Below are 15,531 nucleotides of genomic sequence, written 5' to 3' on the forward strand. Positions count from 1 at the left end.
GGTGATGGACAGGGACGAGCCGGTCCATGGCGGTCGCTGGACAGGGTAATGTCGATTTACTGCCAGCACAAACATTTATTGGTTACTGATATTACGAATTGCGACTGCCGACATATTCAGACGCTGATGCCACCGGTGGACGCAAAAAAAAAGACCGGGGCGGACCCCGGTCTTTCCATCAGCCTTGCAGTCGCTGCAGCAGGGTGGCCTTGTCCAGGCTCTCGGCCTCGCTGGCCTTGCGCGAGCGGTACTCGTACGTACCGGCGGCCAGGCCGCGCTCGCTCACCACCACGCGGTGCGGCACACCGATCAGCTCCATGTCGGCGAACATGGCGCCCGGGCGCAGGCCGCGGTCGTCCAGCGCTGCATCCAGGCCGGCGTCGCGCAGTTCCTGCAGCAGTGCAGCGGCGGCCTCGGCCACGCCCGCATCGCCCTTCGGGTTGATCACGCAGACCACCACCTGCCAGGGCGCCATCGCCTCGGGCCAGATGATGCCGGCGTCGTCGTGGTTCTGTTCGATGGCGGCAGCCACCACGCGCGAGATGCCGATGCCGTAGCAGCCCATGGTCATCACCGCGGCCTTGCCGTTCTCGTCCAGCACGGTGGCCTGCAGCGCTTCGGCGTACTTGCGGCCGAGCTGGAACACGTGGCCGACCTCGATGCCGCGGGCGATCTTCAGTTCGCCGCCGTCGCGGGCGCGGTCACCGGCACGCACGTTGCGGATATCCACCACTTCCGGTTCCGGCAGGTCGCGGCCCCAGTTCACCCCAGCCAAGTGGGAACCGGCCTCGTTGGCACCGACGACAAAATCGGCCATGGCCGCCACTTCGCGGTCGGCCAGCACGCGGATCGCCTTGGCCGGGCCGACCGGGCCCAGGAAGCCGGGCACGCTGCCCAGGTGTTCGGCGATTTCCGCTTCGCTGGCAAAACGCTGGTCTTCCAGACCAGCCACCTTGGCCAGCTTGATCTCATTTACTTCGTGGTCGCCGCGCACCAGCGCCAGCACGAAGCCGGCTTCGGTCATCAGCGCCACCGACTTCACCGTGCGCTGCAGGTCGATGCCGAGCAGGGCGGCCACGTCTTCGCAGGTCTTCTGGGTGGGCGTGTCCACCTTGCGCAGGGTTTCAGCGGCGGCCGCGCGCGGCGCCGGATCGGCGGCAACGGCCGCTTCCATGTTGGCCGCATAATCGGAGCCGGTGGAGAATACCAGCGCGTCTTCGCCGGAATCGGCGATCACGTGGAATTCCTGCGACGCATCGCCGCCGATGGCGCCGGAGTCGGCCTGCACCATGCGGAAATCCAGGCCCAGGCGGGTGAAGATGCGGCTGTAGGCCGCCTTCATGTTTTCGTATTCGCGCACCAGGTCTTCATCGTGCAGGTGGAACGAGTACGCATCCTTCATCAGGAATTCGCGCGCACGCATCACGCCGAAACGCGGGCGGATCTCGTCGCGGAATTTGGTCTGGATCTGGTAGAAATTCACCGGCAACTGCTTGTAGCTGGACAGTTCGCTACGGGCGAAATCGCACGCCGCTTCTTCGGCGGTGGGGCTGTAGCAGAAGGTCTGTTCCTTGCGGTCCTTGATCTTCAGCAGCTGTGGGCCGAACTTTTCCCAGCGCCCGGTCTGTTCCCACAGTTCCTTGGGCTGGATGGTGGGAATCTGGAATTCCACGGCGCCGGCGCGGTCCATTTCCTCACGCACGATGCGTTCCACCTTGCGCAGCACGCGCAGGCCCAGCGGCGACCAGGTGTACAGGCCCGAGGCGAGCTTGCGGATCATGCCGGCGCGCAGCATCAGCCGGTGGCTGGTCAGCTCGGCGTCGCTGGGGGTTTCCTTGGTGGTGTGCAGGTGGAACTGGGAAAGGCGCATCGTCGGCTTCGGGATAACGGCAGAGACGCCTATTCTGCCAGCCCGGCCGGGGGGTGGGGTACTGGCAGGGCTTGCAGCCCTGCACCCGCTTGGAGCGACGGCAACGTCAACGTCAACGTCAAAAGCGGGCTACTCGTGGGATGGCGGGGTGGGTCCGGTTGCGGGGGACGCCGTAAATCCGTCCATGGAGGCTTGGCCGCGGCATCCATGCCGCGGACACCCCCGCAACCGGACCCACCCCGCCTTCGACAGACTTCCGCGATCTGCCAGAACGGCATCCCGCTCTGGTAGGTGTCGACCTTGGTCGACACGGCTGAATTCATTCGATTTCTGACAGATGTGTCGACCAAGGTCGACACCTACCAACAGACGCCGGCCAACTGTCAGAGGTGGGGCGGTGTCGGAATGCGGGGTGTCAGCCGCATGGATGCGGCTGCCAAGCCTACAAGGACGTACTTGCGGCGTCCCCGCAGTCCGACACCGCCCCGCCATCCCACGGAAAGCCTGCTTTTGACGTTGCCGTTGCCGTTGCTCCGGCCTTAAGCAGGTGCAGGGCGCAGCCCTGCCGCCCCCTTAGCTGGCCGGGGGGCAGTAGGCTTTGATGGCGGCTTCGGCCAGACCCTTCTGTGCGCTGCGCTGTTCCGGGGTCAGGGCCGTGTCGGCCTTGCCATCGCCATCAGTGTCCTGCATCACCGGGCCGCTGCCTTCCAGCAGGGTCACGTTGGCACGCGCGGTGCTGCACTGCTCCGGCACCGGGGCCGCTTCCGCAGCGGACGCCGCCGGGGTCTGCGGGCTGCGTGCCTGCTCGCGGGTTTCGTATTTCGCACCGGCTGGCGGCGTTTCCGAATACTGGGTCACGCCCTTGGCGTCCTTCCACTTGTAGACCGGGCCGGCCTGGGCCGTGGCCGTGGCCAACAGCAGCAGGAAACCAAGGCAGGGCAGGGCACGCATGGCAAACTCCACAGAATGGGCGTAGAACGCCGATTGCAGCATTGCCGCCGACCGCTGGCAAGTCGATTAAACTGGATTCCATGGACCCGATCACACCGCCGCCGCGTTCGCGCACGATTTACCTGCTGCCCAACCTGTTCACCACTGCCGGTCTGTTCTCCGGCTTCTACGCGATCATCGCCGCGGCCAACGACCAGTTCGTCAATGCGGCCATCGCCGTGTTCGTGGCGGCGGTGATGGATGGCCTGGACGGGCGCGTGGCGCGCCTGACCGGTACCAGCAGCGAATTCGGCGTGCAGTACGACTCGCTGGCCGACCTGGTCAGCTTCGGCATGGCCCCGGCGCTGGTGATGTACCACTGGTCGCTGTCCGAGCTGAAGCTGGACGGTGAACTGGCTGGCCGCCTCGGCTGGGCCGTCGCCTTCCTGTACGCCGCCTGCGCGGCGCTGCGCCTGGCCCGCTTCAACACCCAGGTGGCGGTGGTCGACAAGCGCTGGTTTGTCGGCCTGGCCAGCCCGGCCGCGGCCGGCTTGATGATGTCCTTCGTCTGGGCCTTCGCCGATGGCACCCTGGGCTGGAGCGGTGACCAGCTGCGCTACGTGGCGCTGGCAGTCACCGTGGTGGCGGCCCTGTTGATGGTCAGCCGGGTGCGCTTCTGGAGCTTCAAGGGCGGCGCAGCCAAGGGCACCCGCTCTGACCGCGTGCCGTTCCTGGTGCTGGCCCTGGTCCCGATCGCCATCGCCATTGCGGTCATTGACCTGCCGCGCGTGCTGTTGGCCGTGGGCGTGTTGTACGCCTTGTCCGGCCCGGTGATGTGGGCGCTGCAACGCCTGCGCAAGAAGCCCGAGGTCGCGTGAGCCAGGACCTGCCCGTGTTGTGGTCACCGGCCCAGCAGGCCTGGCTGCAGGCCATGGGCTACACCGTGTTCCACGACGGCCAGCTGGCCGCCGAGCTGGACGCGGCGCTGCAGTTGAGCGTGGCCGAAGCCGAGGCGGCGTCGACGCCTGCCCCGGAACCGCCGCGATCCGCACCGCACATGGCGCCTGCCGACAGCGCCGATGTTCCGTTCGAGCCGCGTGCCGAGCGCGCAACTGCGCCGCGGCGGCCGCCACCGGTGGCGGCACCGGACACCGCGCCGGCGGCGACGCGGCCGCTGCCTTCGGGCAATGCGCGGCAGCCGGCGGTGCGACTGCCCGACCGTCTGCAGATCGCCCTGCTGCGCGCATCGGGCTGCAATCCGAATGACCCGGCCACGCAGGCATTGATGGACAGCTGGCCGCTGGAAACGTTGCGCCGTGACCCGGCCGCCAAGCGTGCGCTGTGGCCGCAGCTGCGCGCGCTGCGCAAGCGGGGTACGCCATGAGCGCGGTCGCCCAGCCGGGGCCGGTCAGCCTGCGCGCGCTGCGCGAGAATGATCTCAACGCGGTCATGGCCATCGAGGTGCGTGGCTACCCGTACCCCTGGACCCGTGGCATTTTCCTGGACTGCCTGCGCGCGGGGTACCCCGGGCTGGCGATGGAACAGGACGGCCTGCTGATCGGCTATGGCGTGTTGAGCCTGGCCGCTGACGAAGCGCACGTGCTCAACATCTGCATCGATCCGCTGGTGCAGTCGCGCGGCCTGGGCCGGCAGCTGCTGCGCGCGCTGGTCGAGATGGCCCGCAACCGTGGCGCGCAGCGCGTGTTCCTGGAAGTGCGGCCGTCGAACACGCCGGCGCTGCGGCTGTACCATAGCGAAGGCTTCAACGAGATTGGCCGGCGCCCGCGTTACTACCCGGCCGCACAGGGCCGCGAAGATGCGCTGGTGATGGCCATCGAGCTGGTCGCTGACGACGTGCAGGTGATGCCGCCGCTGTAATAGCCGCTGCGCTCGCCGGGCGTGGCCCGGCGCTACCGTCACGCCAACCGCAGTGCCAGCACCCCGCCCACGATCAACCCGGCCGCCAGCCAGCGTGCGCGCGGCACGCGTTCGCGCAGCAGGAACACGGAGATCAGCAGCGCGAAGACGATGGACGATTCGCGCAGCGCGGACACCATCGCCACCGGCACCTGGGTCATCGCCCACAGCGCCATCGCGTAGGAGGCGGTGGTGCCGATGCCACCGGCCAGACCCAGCGGCCAATGCTGGCGCGCGTAGGCCAGCACGGCGCGGCGGCGGGTGTACAGCGCCCACGCCGGCAGCGGGATGCCCGACAGCAGGAACAGCCAGAGGGTGTAGGCCAACGCATTGCCTGACTGCCGCGCGCCATGTGCATCGACCAGCGTATAGGTGGCGATCATCAGCGCGGTCAGCAGGGGCAGGCCGAGCTGGCCGCCGCGTGCGCCCAGCGCCATGCACAGGATGCCGGTGCTGACCAGCACCACGCCCAGCCAGGCGGCAGGCGGCAGCGACTGGCCGAGCAGACTGCCGGCCAGTGCGACCAGGATCGGCGCGCAACCGCGCATCAGCGGGTAGGCCAGGCTCATGTCCACCTGCTGGTAGCAGCGCGCCACCAGCGCGTAGTAGATGACCTGCAGTACCACCGAGGCCGCCAGCCAGGGCCAGCTGTCGGCTGCGGGAAACGGCAGCAAGGGCAGGGCGACCGCTGACAGCAACGCGGCGCTGCCGGTGACCAGCACCGTGCCGAGGAATTTGTCCGGCCCGCGTTTGACGATCGCGTTCCAGCTGGCATGCAGCGCAGCAGCGGCCAGCACCAGCAGGAAGATGGAAGGTGGCATCACCCGATGATGCCATGTGATGGCGGGTGCCAACCTCAGCAGAGGAGGGTAGGTGCCAACCTTGGTTGGCACATCAGCGATGGTAGGGTAGGTGCCAACCTTGGTTGGCACATCAGCGATGGTAGGGTAGGTGCCAACCTTGGTTGGCACGTCGCTCAGTGCGGACCAAGGTCCGCACCTACCAGAACCCGGTGAGGTAGGTGCCAACCTTGGTTGGCACATCCCACCCGTGCAGCGTTACAGCTTCGCGCGCTGTTCCTGCAGGCCCGCCAACTGGGTGTTCCAGTCGACCAGGCGCACGCGCTCCTGCTCGACCACGGCCGGCGGCACCTTGTCGGTGAACTTGGCCAGCTTGGTCTCGCTCTTTTCCTTCTCGCCTTCCACGCGCTTGATCTCCTTGTCCAGGCGCGCACGCTCGGCATCCAGGTCGACCAGGCCTTCCAGCGGCACCAGCAGCTTCAGCTCGCCCACAATCGCGGCGGCGGCCGGCGGTGCGCTTTCGCCTTCGGCCAGCCACTGGATGCTGTCCAGCTTCAGCAGGAACGACAGCGAGGCACTGAAGCGTTCGATGCGCACGCGATCCTGTTCGAGGCCGGCCTGCAGGCGCAGCGGCACCAGCTTGGACGGGGCCACGTTCAGTTCGCTGCGCACACGGCGCACCGCGCTGATCACCGCCTTCAGCCATTCCACGTCGGCCTCGGCCTGGGCGAAGTCACCGGCGAATTCGTCGGCGGTGGGGTACGGGCGCAGCGACAGCGTGGTTTCGGCCAGGCCCAGGCGCGGGGCCAGCTGCTGCCACAGCTGTTCGGTAATGAACGGGGTGAGCGGGTGCAGCAGGCGCAGCAGCGCTTCCAGCACGTACAGCAGGGTGTGGCGGGTGCTGTCGGCATCGGCGGCGTCGGCACCGTTCAGCGCCGGCTTGCTCAGTTCCAGGAACCAGTCGCAGAACTCGTTCCAGGCGAACTCATACAGGCACTGCGCCAGCAGGTCGAAGCGGTAATTGGCGTAATGGCTCTGCGCCTCGGCCGACACCGCGGCCAGGCGCGCCAGGATCCAGCGCTCGGCATCGGTGCGCGGGGTCGGCACGCCGGTGAACGCAGCACCCTCGGTGTTCATCAGGGTGAAGCGGCTGGCGTTCCACAGCTTGTTGCAGAAGTTCTTGTAGCCCTCGGCGCGGTTCATGTCGAACTTGATGTCGCGGCCGTGGGTGGCCAGCGCGGCGATGGTGAAGCGCAGCGCGTCGGCACCGTGGGCGGCAATGCCGTCCGGGAACTCCTTGCGGGTGGCCTTCTCGATCTTCTCCACCATCTTCGGCTGCATCAGGCCGCCGGTGCGCTTGGCCACCAGGTCGTCGATGCTGATGCCGTCGATGATGTCCAGCGGGTCGAGCACGTTGCCCTTGCTCTTGGACATCTTCTGGCCCTGGCCGTCGCGGATCAGGCCGGTGAAGTAGACGTCCTTGAACGGGATCTTCCCGGTCAGGTTGTCGGTGGCCATGATCATGCGCGCCACCCAGAAGAAGATGATGTCGAAGCCGGTGACCAGCACCGACGACGGCAGGTAGCGGTCGAAACCACGCTCGGCCATGGCCTGCTCGTTCGGCCAGCCCAGGGTCGAGAACGGCCAGATCTGCGAGGAGAACCAGGTTTCCAGCACGTCGCTTTCCTGGCTCAGCAGCACGTCGCTGCCCAGGTTGTTCTTTGCGCGCACTTCGTCTTCGCTGCGGCCCACGTAGCAGCTGCCGGTGGCGGCATCAAACCAGGCCGGAATGCGGTGGCCCCACCACAGCTGGCGGCTGATGCACCAATCCTGGATGTTGGTCATCCAGTGGCGGTAGGTGTTGATCCAGTTCGGCGGCACGAACGCGATGCTGCCGTTCTCGACCAGTTCCAGGCCACGACGCGCCAGTTCGTCCATCTTCACGAACCACTGGTCGGTCAGGTAGGGCTCGATCACCTGGCCGGTGCGGTCGCCGCGCGGCACCTGCAGCTTGTGCGCCTTGGTTTCCACCAGGATGCCAAGGTCTTCCAGTTCGGCCAGCACGGCCTTGCGCGCTTCGTAGCGGTCCAGGCCCTGGAAGCGTTCGGGCGCGTTTTCATTCAGCGCCGCCACCGGGGTGAACAGGTTGATCATCGGCAGGCTGTGGCGCACGCCCACCTGGTAATCGTTGAAATCGTGCGCCGGGGTGACCTTGACCACGCCGGTACCGAACGCGCGGTCCACGTAGTCATCGGCGATCACCGGCACACGGCGGCCGGTCAGCGGCAGCACCACCTGCTTGCCGATCAGGTGCGCATAGCGCTCGTCTTCCGGGTGCACCATCACCGCGGTGTCGCCCAGCAGGGTTTCCGGGCGGGTGGTGGCCACGACCAGGTAATCGCGGGTTTCGCGCAGCGTTTCCGCGCCGTCGGCATCGCGCTCGACGTGCTCGTAGCTCAGGCCCTCGTCCAGCGTGTAGGCGATCGACCACAGGAAGCCGTCTTCCTCGGCGCTCTCCACTTCCAGGTCGGAAATGGCGGTCTTCAGCACCGGGTCCCAGTTCACCAGACGCTGGCCGCGGTAGATCAGGCCCTGTTCGTGCCAGCGCACAAAGGCCTCGACCACCGCTGCAGACGGCTGCGGGTCCATGGTGAAGGTGCTGCGCGACCAGTCGGCCGAGGTGCCCAGCCGGCGCATCTGCCGCTCGATGGTGTCACCGGACTGCTGCTTCCACTCCCACACCTTGCCGATGAAGCCTTCGCGGCCCAGCGAATCGCGGGTCTCGCCCTTGCCTTCCAGCGCCAGGTTGCGGCTGACCACCATTTCGGTGGCGATGCCGGCGTGGTCGGTACCGACCTGCCACAGCGTGTCGTAGCCGCGCATGCGGTGGTAGCGCACCAGCGCATCCATCAGGGTCTGCTGGAAAGCATGGCCCATGTGCAGGGTGCCGGTCACGTTCGGCGGCGGCAGCAGGATGGTGTAGGGCTCACCCTGGCCGGACGGCTTGAAGTGGCCGGCGTCTTCCCAGGCCTTGTAGAGGTCGGTCTCGAAGGACGTCGGGTCGTAGCTGGAGGCGAGTTGGGTCATGCGGGGGAACCAGGAGGTAATCGTTGAAGGATCAGGGCGCGGCAGCGGCCCATCAAGGGGGCCGGCGCGGCCTTACATGTCGTGCTTGTTCAGGTCGTAGCCGGCGGTCTTGTACTGGCGCCAGCGCTCGCGCAGCGGTTCGCGCGCTTCCGGGTCGGCCGGTACCACTTCCAGCACGCGCTCGCACTGACCCAGCCAGGGCTCGTCGCGCAGGTTGATCACCAGCGGGCGCATCGGCGCTTCGTCGCCGGGGATGGAAATGAGCACCACGGCCTCTTCCTCGTCCACGTCCTCGCCCACGATCTGGTGCGGGATATAGGCGTCCTCGTCGAAGGACCAGAGCAGTTCGTCCAGTTCTTCGGCCTGGGCCTGGTCGCGGGCCAGCACCAGGGCGGGCAGCCCGGCGTCGTTGGCCTTGCGCGCCAGTTCGCAGACCAGGCGCAGCGGCTCGGTCAGGAAACGGGGCTTGGCGATCAGGTAGAAATCAGCGCGGGGCATGGCAGGGTCCGGGTCGGGCAGGGGCCCGGCGTGCCGGGCGGGGGCAGGCCGGAGGATGCCCCGGCCGGCGGGCGCCGGCCAGGGGCAGGTACGGCATCAGGCGCGGGCGACCTGGTCCAGCAGCCACTGGCTGAGCAGGCCCACCGGGCGGCCGGTGGCCATGCCACGCTTGCCTTCATCGCTGGCCACGCCGGCGATGTCCAGGTGCGCCCAGCGCTGCCCTTCGGCAAAGCGCGACAGGAAGCAGCCGGCGGTGATGGCGCCGGCCCAGCGGCCGCCGATGTTGTAGACGTCGGCGAAGGTCGAATCCAGCATCGGCTGGTACTCGTCCCACAGCGGCAGGCGCCAGGCGCGGTCGAACACATGCTCGCCAGCGGCCAGCAGTTCGTTGGCCAGGTCGTCGTGCTTGCTCATCAGGCCGGCGGTCTGGTGGCCCAGGGCGACCATGCAGGCGCCGGTCAGGGTGGCCACGTCCACCAGGGCCTGCGGTTCGAAGCGCTGTGCGTAGGTCAGCGCATCGCACAGGATCAGGCGGCCTTCGGCGTCGGTGTTACCGACTTCGATGGTCTTGCCCGACATCGAGGTGATCACGTCGGACGGGCGGTAGGCATTGCCGTCAATGGCGTTTTCCACGGCCGGCACCACCACCACCAGGTTCAGCGGCAGCTTGGCCTTCACGGCCGCGACGAAGGTGCCGATGACGTTGGCGCCACCGCACATGTCGTACTTCATTTCCTCGATGCCGCCCTGGGTCTTCAGGTTCACGCCACCGGTATCGAAGGTGATGCCCTTGCCGACCAGCACGTACGGCTTGGCGTCACCGCCGCCGGACCACTTGAGCACGACCAGGCGCGGGCGGTTGGCCGAGCCACGGGCCACGGCCAGCAGCGAGCCCATGCCCAGCGCTTCCATCTGGGTCTCGTCGAGGATGTCGGCTTCGGCACCCTCGTGCTCACCGGCGAACTTCACGCCCACTTCAGCCAGGTAGGCCGGAGTGCAGTAGTTCGGCGGCAGGTTGCCCAGCTCGCGGGCGAACTCCACGCCGGCGGCGATGGCCTGGCCCTGGGCCAGGGCCTGGGCGTCATCACCGGCGATGGCCAGCTGGGCCAGACCGGCGTCATCGGCCTTCTTCTTGCCCAGGGTGGCGGTGTAGCGGTAGGCGGCGTGATCGGCAGCAATGACCGCCTGGCGGATCGCCCAGGCCGCGTCGCGGTCCTTGATGGCCACTTCGGACAGGGTGAACAGCGCGCTGCGGGCGGCGCCGGCCTTCAGCGCGCGCACGGCGTCGCCAATGGCCTTCAGGTACTGCGGCACGCCGAAACGGGCGGCATCGCCCAGGCCGACCACCAGTACGCGGGGGGCGGTCACGCCCGGCAGGTCGTGCAGCAGGGTGGTGGCGCCGGTCTTGCCGGACAGGTCGCCGCGCTGGGCCAGGGCGGCCAGGCGGCCGCCACTGGCGGCGTCCAGCGCCTGCGCGGCCGGGGTCAGGCTGTGGTCGGCATAGGCGCCGACCACCAGGCAGTCAACGGTGGCGGCAGCCGGAGCGAGGTGGTTCAGGGTGAATTCGAGGGCCATTGAGCAGATTCCATTGGCGAGTCCGTACAATCGCAGGCCGTTTACGCCCAGACAGTAGACTGGGCGGCACCGCGAACGAACCCCAGAGTTTAAACCACCGCCCCATGCTGAAGCTCGACCGATACCTGCTGGGCGATTTCGTCCAGAGTTTCCTGGCTACCCTGATCGTCCTGCTGGTGGTCAGCGTGGGCGGCGTGCTGGTGGACATCCTCGGCAACATCGCCGACGGACGCCTGCCGGCCAAGCTGCTGTTCTCACAGCTGGGCCTGCAGTTCATCGCTTACATGCCGCTGATCCTGCCGCTGGCGCTGATGCTGGGCCTGCTGCTGGCCATCGCCCGGCTCTACCGCGATTCGGAAATGGCGGTGATCACCGCCATTGGCGTTGGCCCCAAGCGCCTGCTGCGCCCCCTGCTGATGCTGGTGGTGCCGGTGGTGCTGGTGGTGGGCGCCTGTTCGCTGTGGCTGGGCCCCTGGGCCGGGCGCACCGCCGAACAGATGATCCAGGACGCCAACCGCAGCGTGCTGATGGCCGGCCTGGAGCCCGGGCGGTTCACCCCGCTGCCCAATGGCGGGGTGGTCTACCTGTCCTCGATCTCGCCCGATGGCACCCAGCTGGGCAAGGTGTTCCTGCAGCGGCAGAAGGACGACCGCCTGGAAGTGGTGTCCGCCGCCAGCGGCCGCATGTACTTCGAAGGGGCGCGCCAGCGCTTCCTGGAACTGGACGACGGCCACCAGCTGGAGGGCCCGCTGGCCGGCGCGCTGGATTACCGGCTGGCCACCTTCGCCCGCAATGACGTGGCCCTGCCCGACGGTACCGAGGCGCGCAAGGACGATGATCCGGAGCTGATGGCGACCACGAAGTTGATTGGCGATGACCGCCCCGAGGCCCAGGCCCAGCTGCACCGCCGCCTGGCACCGCCGCTGATCGCGCTGGCCTTCGCCCTGCTGACCGTGCCGCTGGGGCGCAGCTCGCCGCGCCAGCAGCGCTACGGGCGCATGATGCTGGCCCTGCTGGCCTACATGGTGGGCACCAACCTGACCTTCATCGGCGCCGGCTGGATCGCCGACGGCAGGATTCCCGGCGCGCTGGGCCTGTGGTGGCTGACCCTGCCGCTGCTGGCGTTCGCCATCTGGATGTACGCGCGCGATGGCCGCCTGGCCCGCCCGAAGGGAGGCCGCGCATGAAGCTGCGCCCGATGCGTTTCGATTTCTACCTGGGCCGTGCGGTGTTCACCACCGTGCTGCTCACCTGGGCGGTGCTGACCGGCCTGGACGTGGTGATGGCCTTCTCCGGTGAGTTCAAGGACATCGGCAAGAACGGCTATTCGCTGGGCCACGCCGCGGCATGGGTGCTGTATACCGTGCCCCGCCGCGCCTACACCTTCTTCCCCACCGCTGCGGTAATCGGCGCCCTGATGGGGCTGGGCCAGCTGGCAGCCACCTCCGAGCTGACCGCGCTGCGCGCCCTGGGCCTGTCGCGCAAGCGCCTGAGCGTGTCGGTGGCCATCGCCCTGTCGCTGCTGACCGGGCTGATGGTGATCAGCGCCGAGACCCTGGGCCCGTGGGGCCAGAACCGCGCCGATGCGCTGAAGATGAGCGCCAAGTGGGGCACCGACATCGCCGTGGCCCGCTATTCGGGCATGTGGGCGCGCGAGGGCGATACCTTCCTGAACGCGGCCAGCGGCGAAGAGCAGCTGGTGGGCGAGAAGGGCTCGCGGCTGATCCTGCGCGATGTACGCCTGTACCAGATTGCCGACGACGGCCGCATCGCCACGCTCACCCATGCCGCCACTGCCGAGCACGACAAGGACGGCTGGGTGCTGACCGGCGTGCGCCGCGATACCTTCGGCGAACGCTCGGCCACCCGCCAGGAAGTGGCCCGCGAACCCTGGAATTCGAAGCTGGATGCCGGCGCGCTGGCCACCGGCATCGCCAAGCCGCGCAACCTGAGCGTGTCCGAGCTGAGCACCAGCATTGCCTACCGCGAGCGCAACGGCCTGGATGCGCGTGATTTCGAGGATGTGTACTGGAGCCGCTGGTTCTACCCGGTGAACGTGCTGGCGCTGTGCCTGGCCGCGGTGCCGTTCGCCTTCGGTTCGCTGCGCAGCGGCGGCATGGGCAAGCGCCTGTTCCTGGGCATCCTGTTCGCGCTGGGCTTCTGGCTGCTGCAGTTGTTCTTCGGCCGCATGGCCGGTGCGTTGAAGTTCGATTACCGCATTGCCTACGCGTTGCCGCCCATCGTCATGCTGGCGGTGTCCGGCTGGCTGTTCAGGCGTCGGTAGCGTCGGCGCGGCCGCAGGCCGCCCTCACCCCGTTTCAATGGACCCGGCAGGTCCGCGCCTTTCCGCGCGGGCCCTGCCTTCACCGCGAGCGCGCGCGTTGCGCATCTCGCTTCACTTCAAGGATGAACATGATCCGCGCACGTCTGTTTCCCTCGCTTGCCGCCCTGCTGTTGCTGGTGGGCTGTTCTGGTCCGGTCGATTTCGAGATCGACAACCCCACCGACACGCCGGTCACCCTGACCATCGACGCGCAGCCGCACGTCATTCCGGCGCACACCACGGTACCGGTCAGCCTGGAGCCCGGCCAGCACCGGCTGCAGAGCGAGAAGATCGGCACGGTGCGCATGGTGGTCTATGCCGATGGCATCGGTGGCCTGATCAACCCGACGCTGGGCGAGTACGTGATCGTCACCGAGCAGTACGTCACCCGCAAGACCAATTCCGGCGGGCTGGCGTCGAAGGTCGAGCTCAATGACGTGGTGATCGACGGCCCGTACGTGAAGGCGACCGGCCTGTTCATTCCGCGCAGCTGGGATGTGGGCCTGTTGGGTGAACTGCCGACCACGGTGGTCTCCAACAGCCCGGACACGTCGTCGGACTACCGCACCAAGCTCTTCAACGTGCCCGGTTTCTTCGAATACCTGGACGCCGAGGACGATCTGCGGGCCGCCTTCGGGCCCGCGGGCTACCAGCCGCCGCAGGCAACCGTTGAGTTCACCGAAACCAGCCTGCCCGAGCTGCCGGCCGCGTTCGAGGAACAGGGCAAGCCGATGCGCGATCTGTACGCGCAGTACCTGGCCGCCAGCGATGCCGGTGAGCAGAAGCGCCTGAAGAAGGCCAGCCTGAAGCTGTGGCAGGAATTCGCCAAGGCCCAGGGCAAGCTCAACGGCAAGATTCCGGTGCCCGATGACGTCAAGGCCACCGCGTTCTCATCGCAGTTCTTCGAGCTGTGGGCACAGCCGGCGGTGATCCTGCCCGACGCCTGACCCGCGTGCGGTGGTAGCGCCGGGCCATGCCCGGCGGATTCCTTCAGCGCTTGGGCACCCGCACCATGCGGGTGCCACTGGCGCGGTCGTGCCAGGTCAGGCGTTCGCGATCCAGCCACGCCCACCAGAACCCCAGCCCGCCCAGCAGCAGCGACAGCGTGCCCATGGCGAAACGCCGCCACAACTGGCCGCGCCGCAGCGCCGTGCCATCGCGCGTTTCCAGCTTCAGCCGCCACGGGCGCATGCCCAGCGTCTGCCCGCCGCGCCGCCAGCTGGCCGTGGCATAGGCACCGGTGATGACCCAGCACACCGCCCACAGCAGCCACTGCCAGGCGCTGAACGGTGCGATGTTGTCGCGCTGCGCGTGGCCGCTGACCGTATAGGCCACGGTGAACACCGTGCCGGCCAGCATCCACAGCGCCAGCACCGGCCACAGGTCGTAGAACAGGGCCAGCAGGCGCCACAGCAGCAATGTGCGTGGGCGATCGGAACCGGGCGCGGCCACGGGGGCCGTTTCACTGGCGGGGCTGGACATGCGCCGAGCATACGCAAAGCTGGCCCTGCCCGCAGCGGCCCACGTATCCTGCGTGCATGGCCGTTGTTTCCACCCCCGCCGAGCGTCGCCAACTGGTCCAGCAACTGCCCGAGCCGCGCGGCGAAGACAGTGCGCGCATCCAGCGTTTCCTGGACGCGGCCTGGTCCGAGAACGGCCTGGCCCGCGCCACCCTGGACAGCTACCGGCGCGATCTGGAAGGCCTGGCGCGCTGGCTGGACGGTCGCGATGGCGGCCTGGCCGGGGTAGAGCGCCCGGGCCTGTTCGATTACCTGGCCTGGCGCACGCGTCATGGCTGGTCGCCGCGCAGCAACGCCCGTCTGCTGTCGGCGCTGCGCGCCTTCTTCGCCGATGCGGTGCGCCGCGGCGAGCGCAGCGAGGACCCCAGTGCGCTGCTGGATCCGCCGAAGCTGCCGCGCCTGCTGCCCAAGGCCCTGGCCGAGAGCCAGATCGATGCGCTGCTGGCGGCACCGGATATCGACAGCCCACTGGGCCTGCGCGACCGCGCCATGCTGGAACTGATGTACGCCGCGGGCCTGCGCGTGAGCGAACTGGTGCTGCTGCCGGCCACGGCCGTGAACCTGCGCCAGGGCGTGCTGCGGGTGACCGGCAAGGGCAGCAAGGAACGCTTGGTGCCGCTGGGCGAAGAGTCGCAGCACTGGCTGGAACGTTACCTGCACGACGCGCGCCCGCTGATGGTGGGCAAGGGCAGAGTGCAGGCGCTTGCCGATGGGCAGACGCCGTTGTTCATCGAACCCAGCCTGCACGCACTCACCCGGCAGGCGTTCTGGCACCTGGTCAAGCGGCACGCGCAGGTGGCCGGCATCGATCCGGCGCGGATCAGCCCGCATGGCCTGCGCCACAGCTTCGCCACCCACCTGCTGAACCGCGGTGCAGACCTGCGCGCGCTGCAGATGCTGCTGGGCCACAGCTCGCTGTCCACCACCCAGATCTACACGCTGGTGGCGCGCGAGCACCTGCAGCAGCTGCACGCCCGCCACCACCCACGCGGCTGAGCGGGCGGCTGAACC

At 68.1% G+C, this 15,531-nt stretch carries 14 protein-coding genes; 7 read left to right on the forward strand and 7 right to left on the reverse strand.

The window, feature by feature from the left end; translation table 11 throughout:
• Nucleotides 1-178: 178 nt before the first annotated feature.
• Entirely contained in the window at nucleotides 179-1,870 is a 1,692-nt protein-coding gene (locus C1930_RS02985) for a proline--tRNA ligase (RefSeq protein WP_108771055.1), read from the reverse strand.
• A 573-nt stretch (nucleotides 1,871-2,443) separates the two neighbouring features.
• Nucleotides 2,444-2,821, reverse strand: a complete 378-nt coding sequence (locus C1930_RS03000; protein WP_108772527.1) for a DUF4124 domain-containing protein — start codon at nucleotides 2,819-2,821, stop codon at nucleotides 2,444-2,446.
• Between the two features lie 80 nt (nucleotides 2,822-2,901).
• Here C1930_RS03000 and pssA point away from each other — a divergent pair, with 80 nt between their 5' ends.
• From pssA to rimI, 3 genes are read left to right on the forward strand one after another with little or no spacing between them, the layout of a single operon-like run.
• Nucleotides 2,902-3,678, forward strand: a complete 777-nt coding sequence (pssA, locus tag C1930_RS03005) for a CDP-diacylglycerol--serine O-phosphatidyltransferase (RefSeq protein WP_108748455.1) — start codon at nucleotides 2,902-2,904, stop codon at nucleotides 3,676-3,678.
• 53 nt (nucleotides 3,679-3,731) lie between these two features.
• Nucleotides 3,732-4,184: a hypothetical protein gene (locus C1930_RS03010; protein ID WP_199912429.1), complete on the forward strand. Its 453-nt coding sequence runs from the start codon at nucleotides 3,732-3,734 to the stop codon at nucleotides 4,182-4,184.
• On the forward strand, nucleotides 4,181-4,678 hold the full coding sequence (gene rimI, locus C1930_RS03015) for a ribosomal protein S18-alanine N-acetyltransferase (RefSeq protein ID WP_108752121.1): 498 nt from the start codon (nucleotides 4,181-4,183) through the stop codon (nucleotides 4,676-4,678). The genes C1930_RS03010 and rimI overlap by 4 nt, the downstream gene beginning before the upstream one ends.
• A 38-nt stretch (nucleotides 4,679-4,716) precedes the next feature.
• Here the strand turns inward: rimI and C1930_RS03020 are convergent, their stop codons facing one another.
• The 4 genes from C1930_RS03020 to C1930_RS03035 form a co-directional block, all read right to left on the reverse strand.
• Nucleotides 4,717-5,538 (reverse strand): EamA family transporter, encoded by an 822-nt coding sequence (locus C1930_RS03020; RefSeq protein ID WP_108771056.1) that lies wholly within the window; start codon nucleotides 5,536-5,538, stop codon nucleotides 4,717-4,719.
• A 237-nt stretch (nucleotides 5,539-5,775) separates the two neighbouring features.
• Complete coding sequence (locus C1930_RS03025) at nucleotides 5,776-8,604, reverse strand: valine--tRNA ligase (protein ID WP_108771057.1); 2,829 nt, start codon at nucleotides 8,602-8,604, stop codon at nucleotides 5,776-5,778.
• A gap of 72 nt (nucleotides 8,605-8,676) precedes the next feature.
• Nucleotides 8,677-9,102: a DNA polymerase III subunit chi gene (locus tag C1930_RS03030; RefSeq protein ID WP_108745936.1), complete on the reverse strand. Its 426-nt coding sequence runs from the start codon at nucleotides 9,100-9,102 to the stop codon at nucleotides 8,677-8,679.
• A gap of 96 nt (nucleotides 9,103-9,198) precedes the next feature.
• On the reverse strand, nucleotides 9,199-10,677 hold the full coding sequence (locus C1930_RS03035) for a leucyl aminopeptidase (protein WP_108755365.1): 1,479 nt from the start codon (nucleotides 10,675-10,677) through the stop codon (nucleotides 9,199-9,201).
• Nucleotides 10,678-10,781: 104 nt separating this feature from the next.
• On the opposite strand from C1930_RS03035, the gene lptF reads away from it, so the two are divergent.
• The 3 genes from lptF (at nucleotide 10,782) to C1930_RS03050 (ending at nucleotide 13,947) form a co-directional block, all read left to right on the forward strand.
• Complete coding sequence (gene lptF / locus C1930_RS03040) at nucleotides 10,782-11,864, forward strand: LPS export ABC transporter permease LptF (protein WP_108755366.1); 1,083 nt, start codon at nucleotides 10,782-10,784, stop codon at nucleotides 11,862-11,864.
• Nucleotides 11,861-12,961: an LPS export ABC transporter permease LptG gene (lptG, locus tag C1930_RS03045; RefSeq protein ID WP_108771058.1), complete on the forward strand. Its 1,101-nt coding sequence runs from the start codon at nucleotides 11,861-11,863 to the stop codon at nucleotides 12,959-12,961. Before lptF ends, lptG begins: the two co-directional genes overlap by 4 nt.
• Before the next feature lie 128 nt (nucleotides 12,962-13,089).
• Entirely contained in the window at nucleotides 13,090-13,947 is an 858-nt protein-coding gene (locus C1930_RS03050; protein WP_108771059.1) for a hypothetical protein, read from the forward strand.
• A 43-nt stretch (nucleotides 13,948-13,990) separates the two neighbouring features.
• Here C1930_RS03050 and C1930_RS03055 read toward each other — a convergent pair whose 3' ends face one another.
• A complete protein-coding gene (locus C1930_RS03055; RefSeq protein WP_108755368.1) occupies nucleotides 13,991-14,482 on the reverse strand; it encodes an RDD family protein in 492 nt (163 codons plus the stop codon).
• Nucleotides 14,483-14,538: 56 nt separating this feature from the next.
• Between C1930_RS03055 and xerD the strand changes: the two genes are divergently transcribed.
• Nucleotides 14,539-15,516: a site-specific tyrosine recombinase XerD gene (xerD, locus tag C1930_RS03060; RefSeq protein WP_108771060.1), complete on the forward strand. Its 978-nt coding sequence runs from the start codon at nucleotides 14,539-14,541 to the stop codon at nucleotides 15,514-15,516.
• Nucleotides 15,517-15,531 lie beyond the last annotated feature (15 nt).

The sequence above is a fragment of the Stenotrophomonas sp. SAU14A_NAIMI4_8 genome (genome assembly GCF_003086695.1).
In the GTDB taxonomy this organism is placed as follows: Bacteria; Pseudomonadota; Gammaproteobacteria; order Xanthomonadales; family Xanthomonadaceae; genus Stenotrophomonas.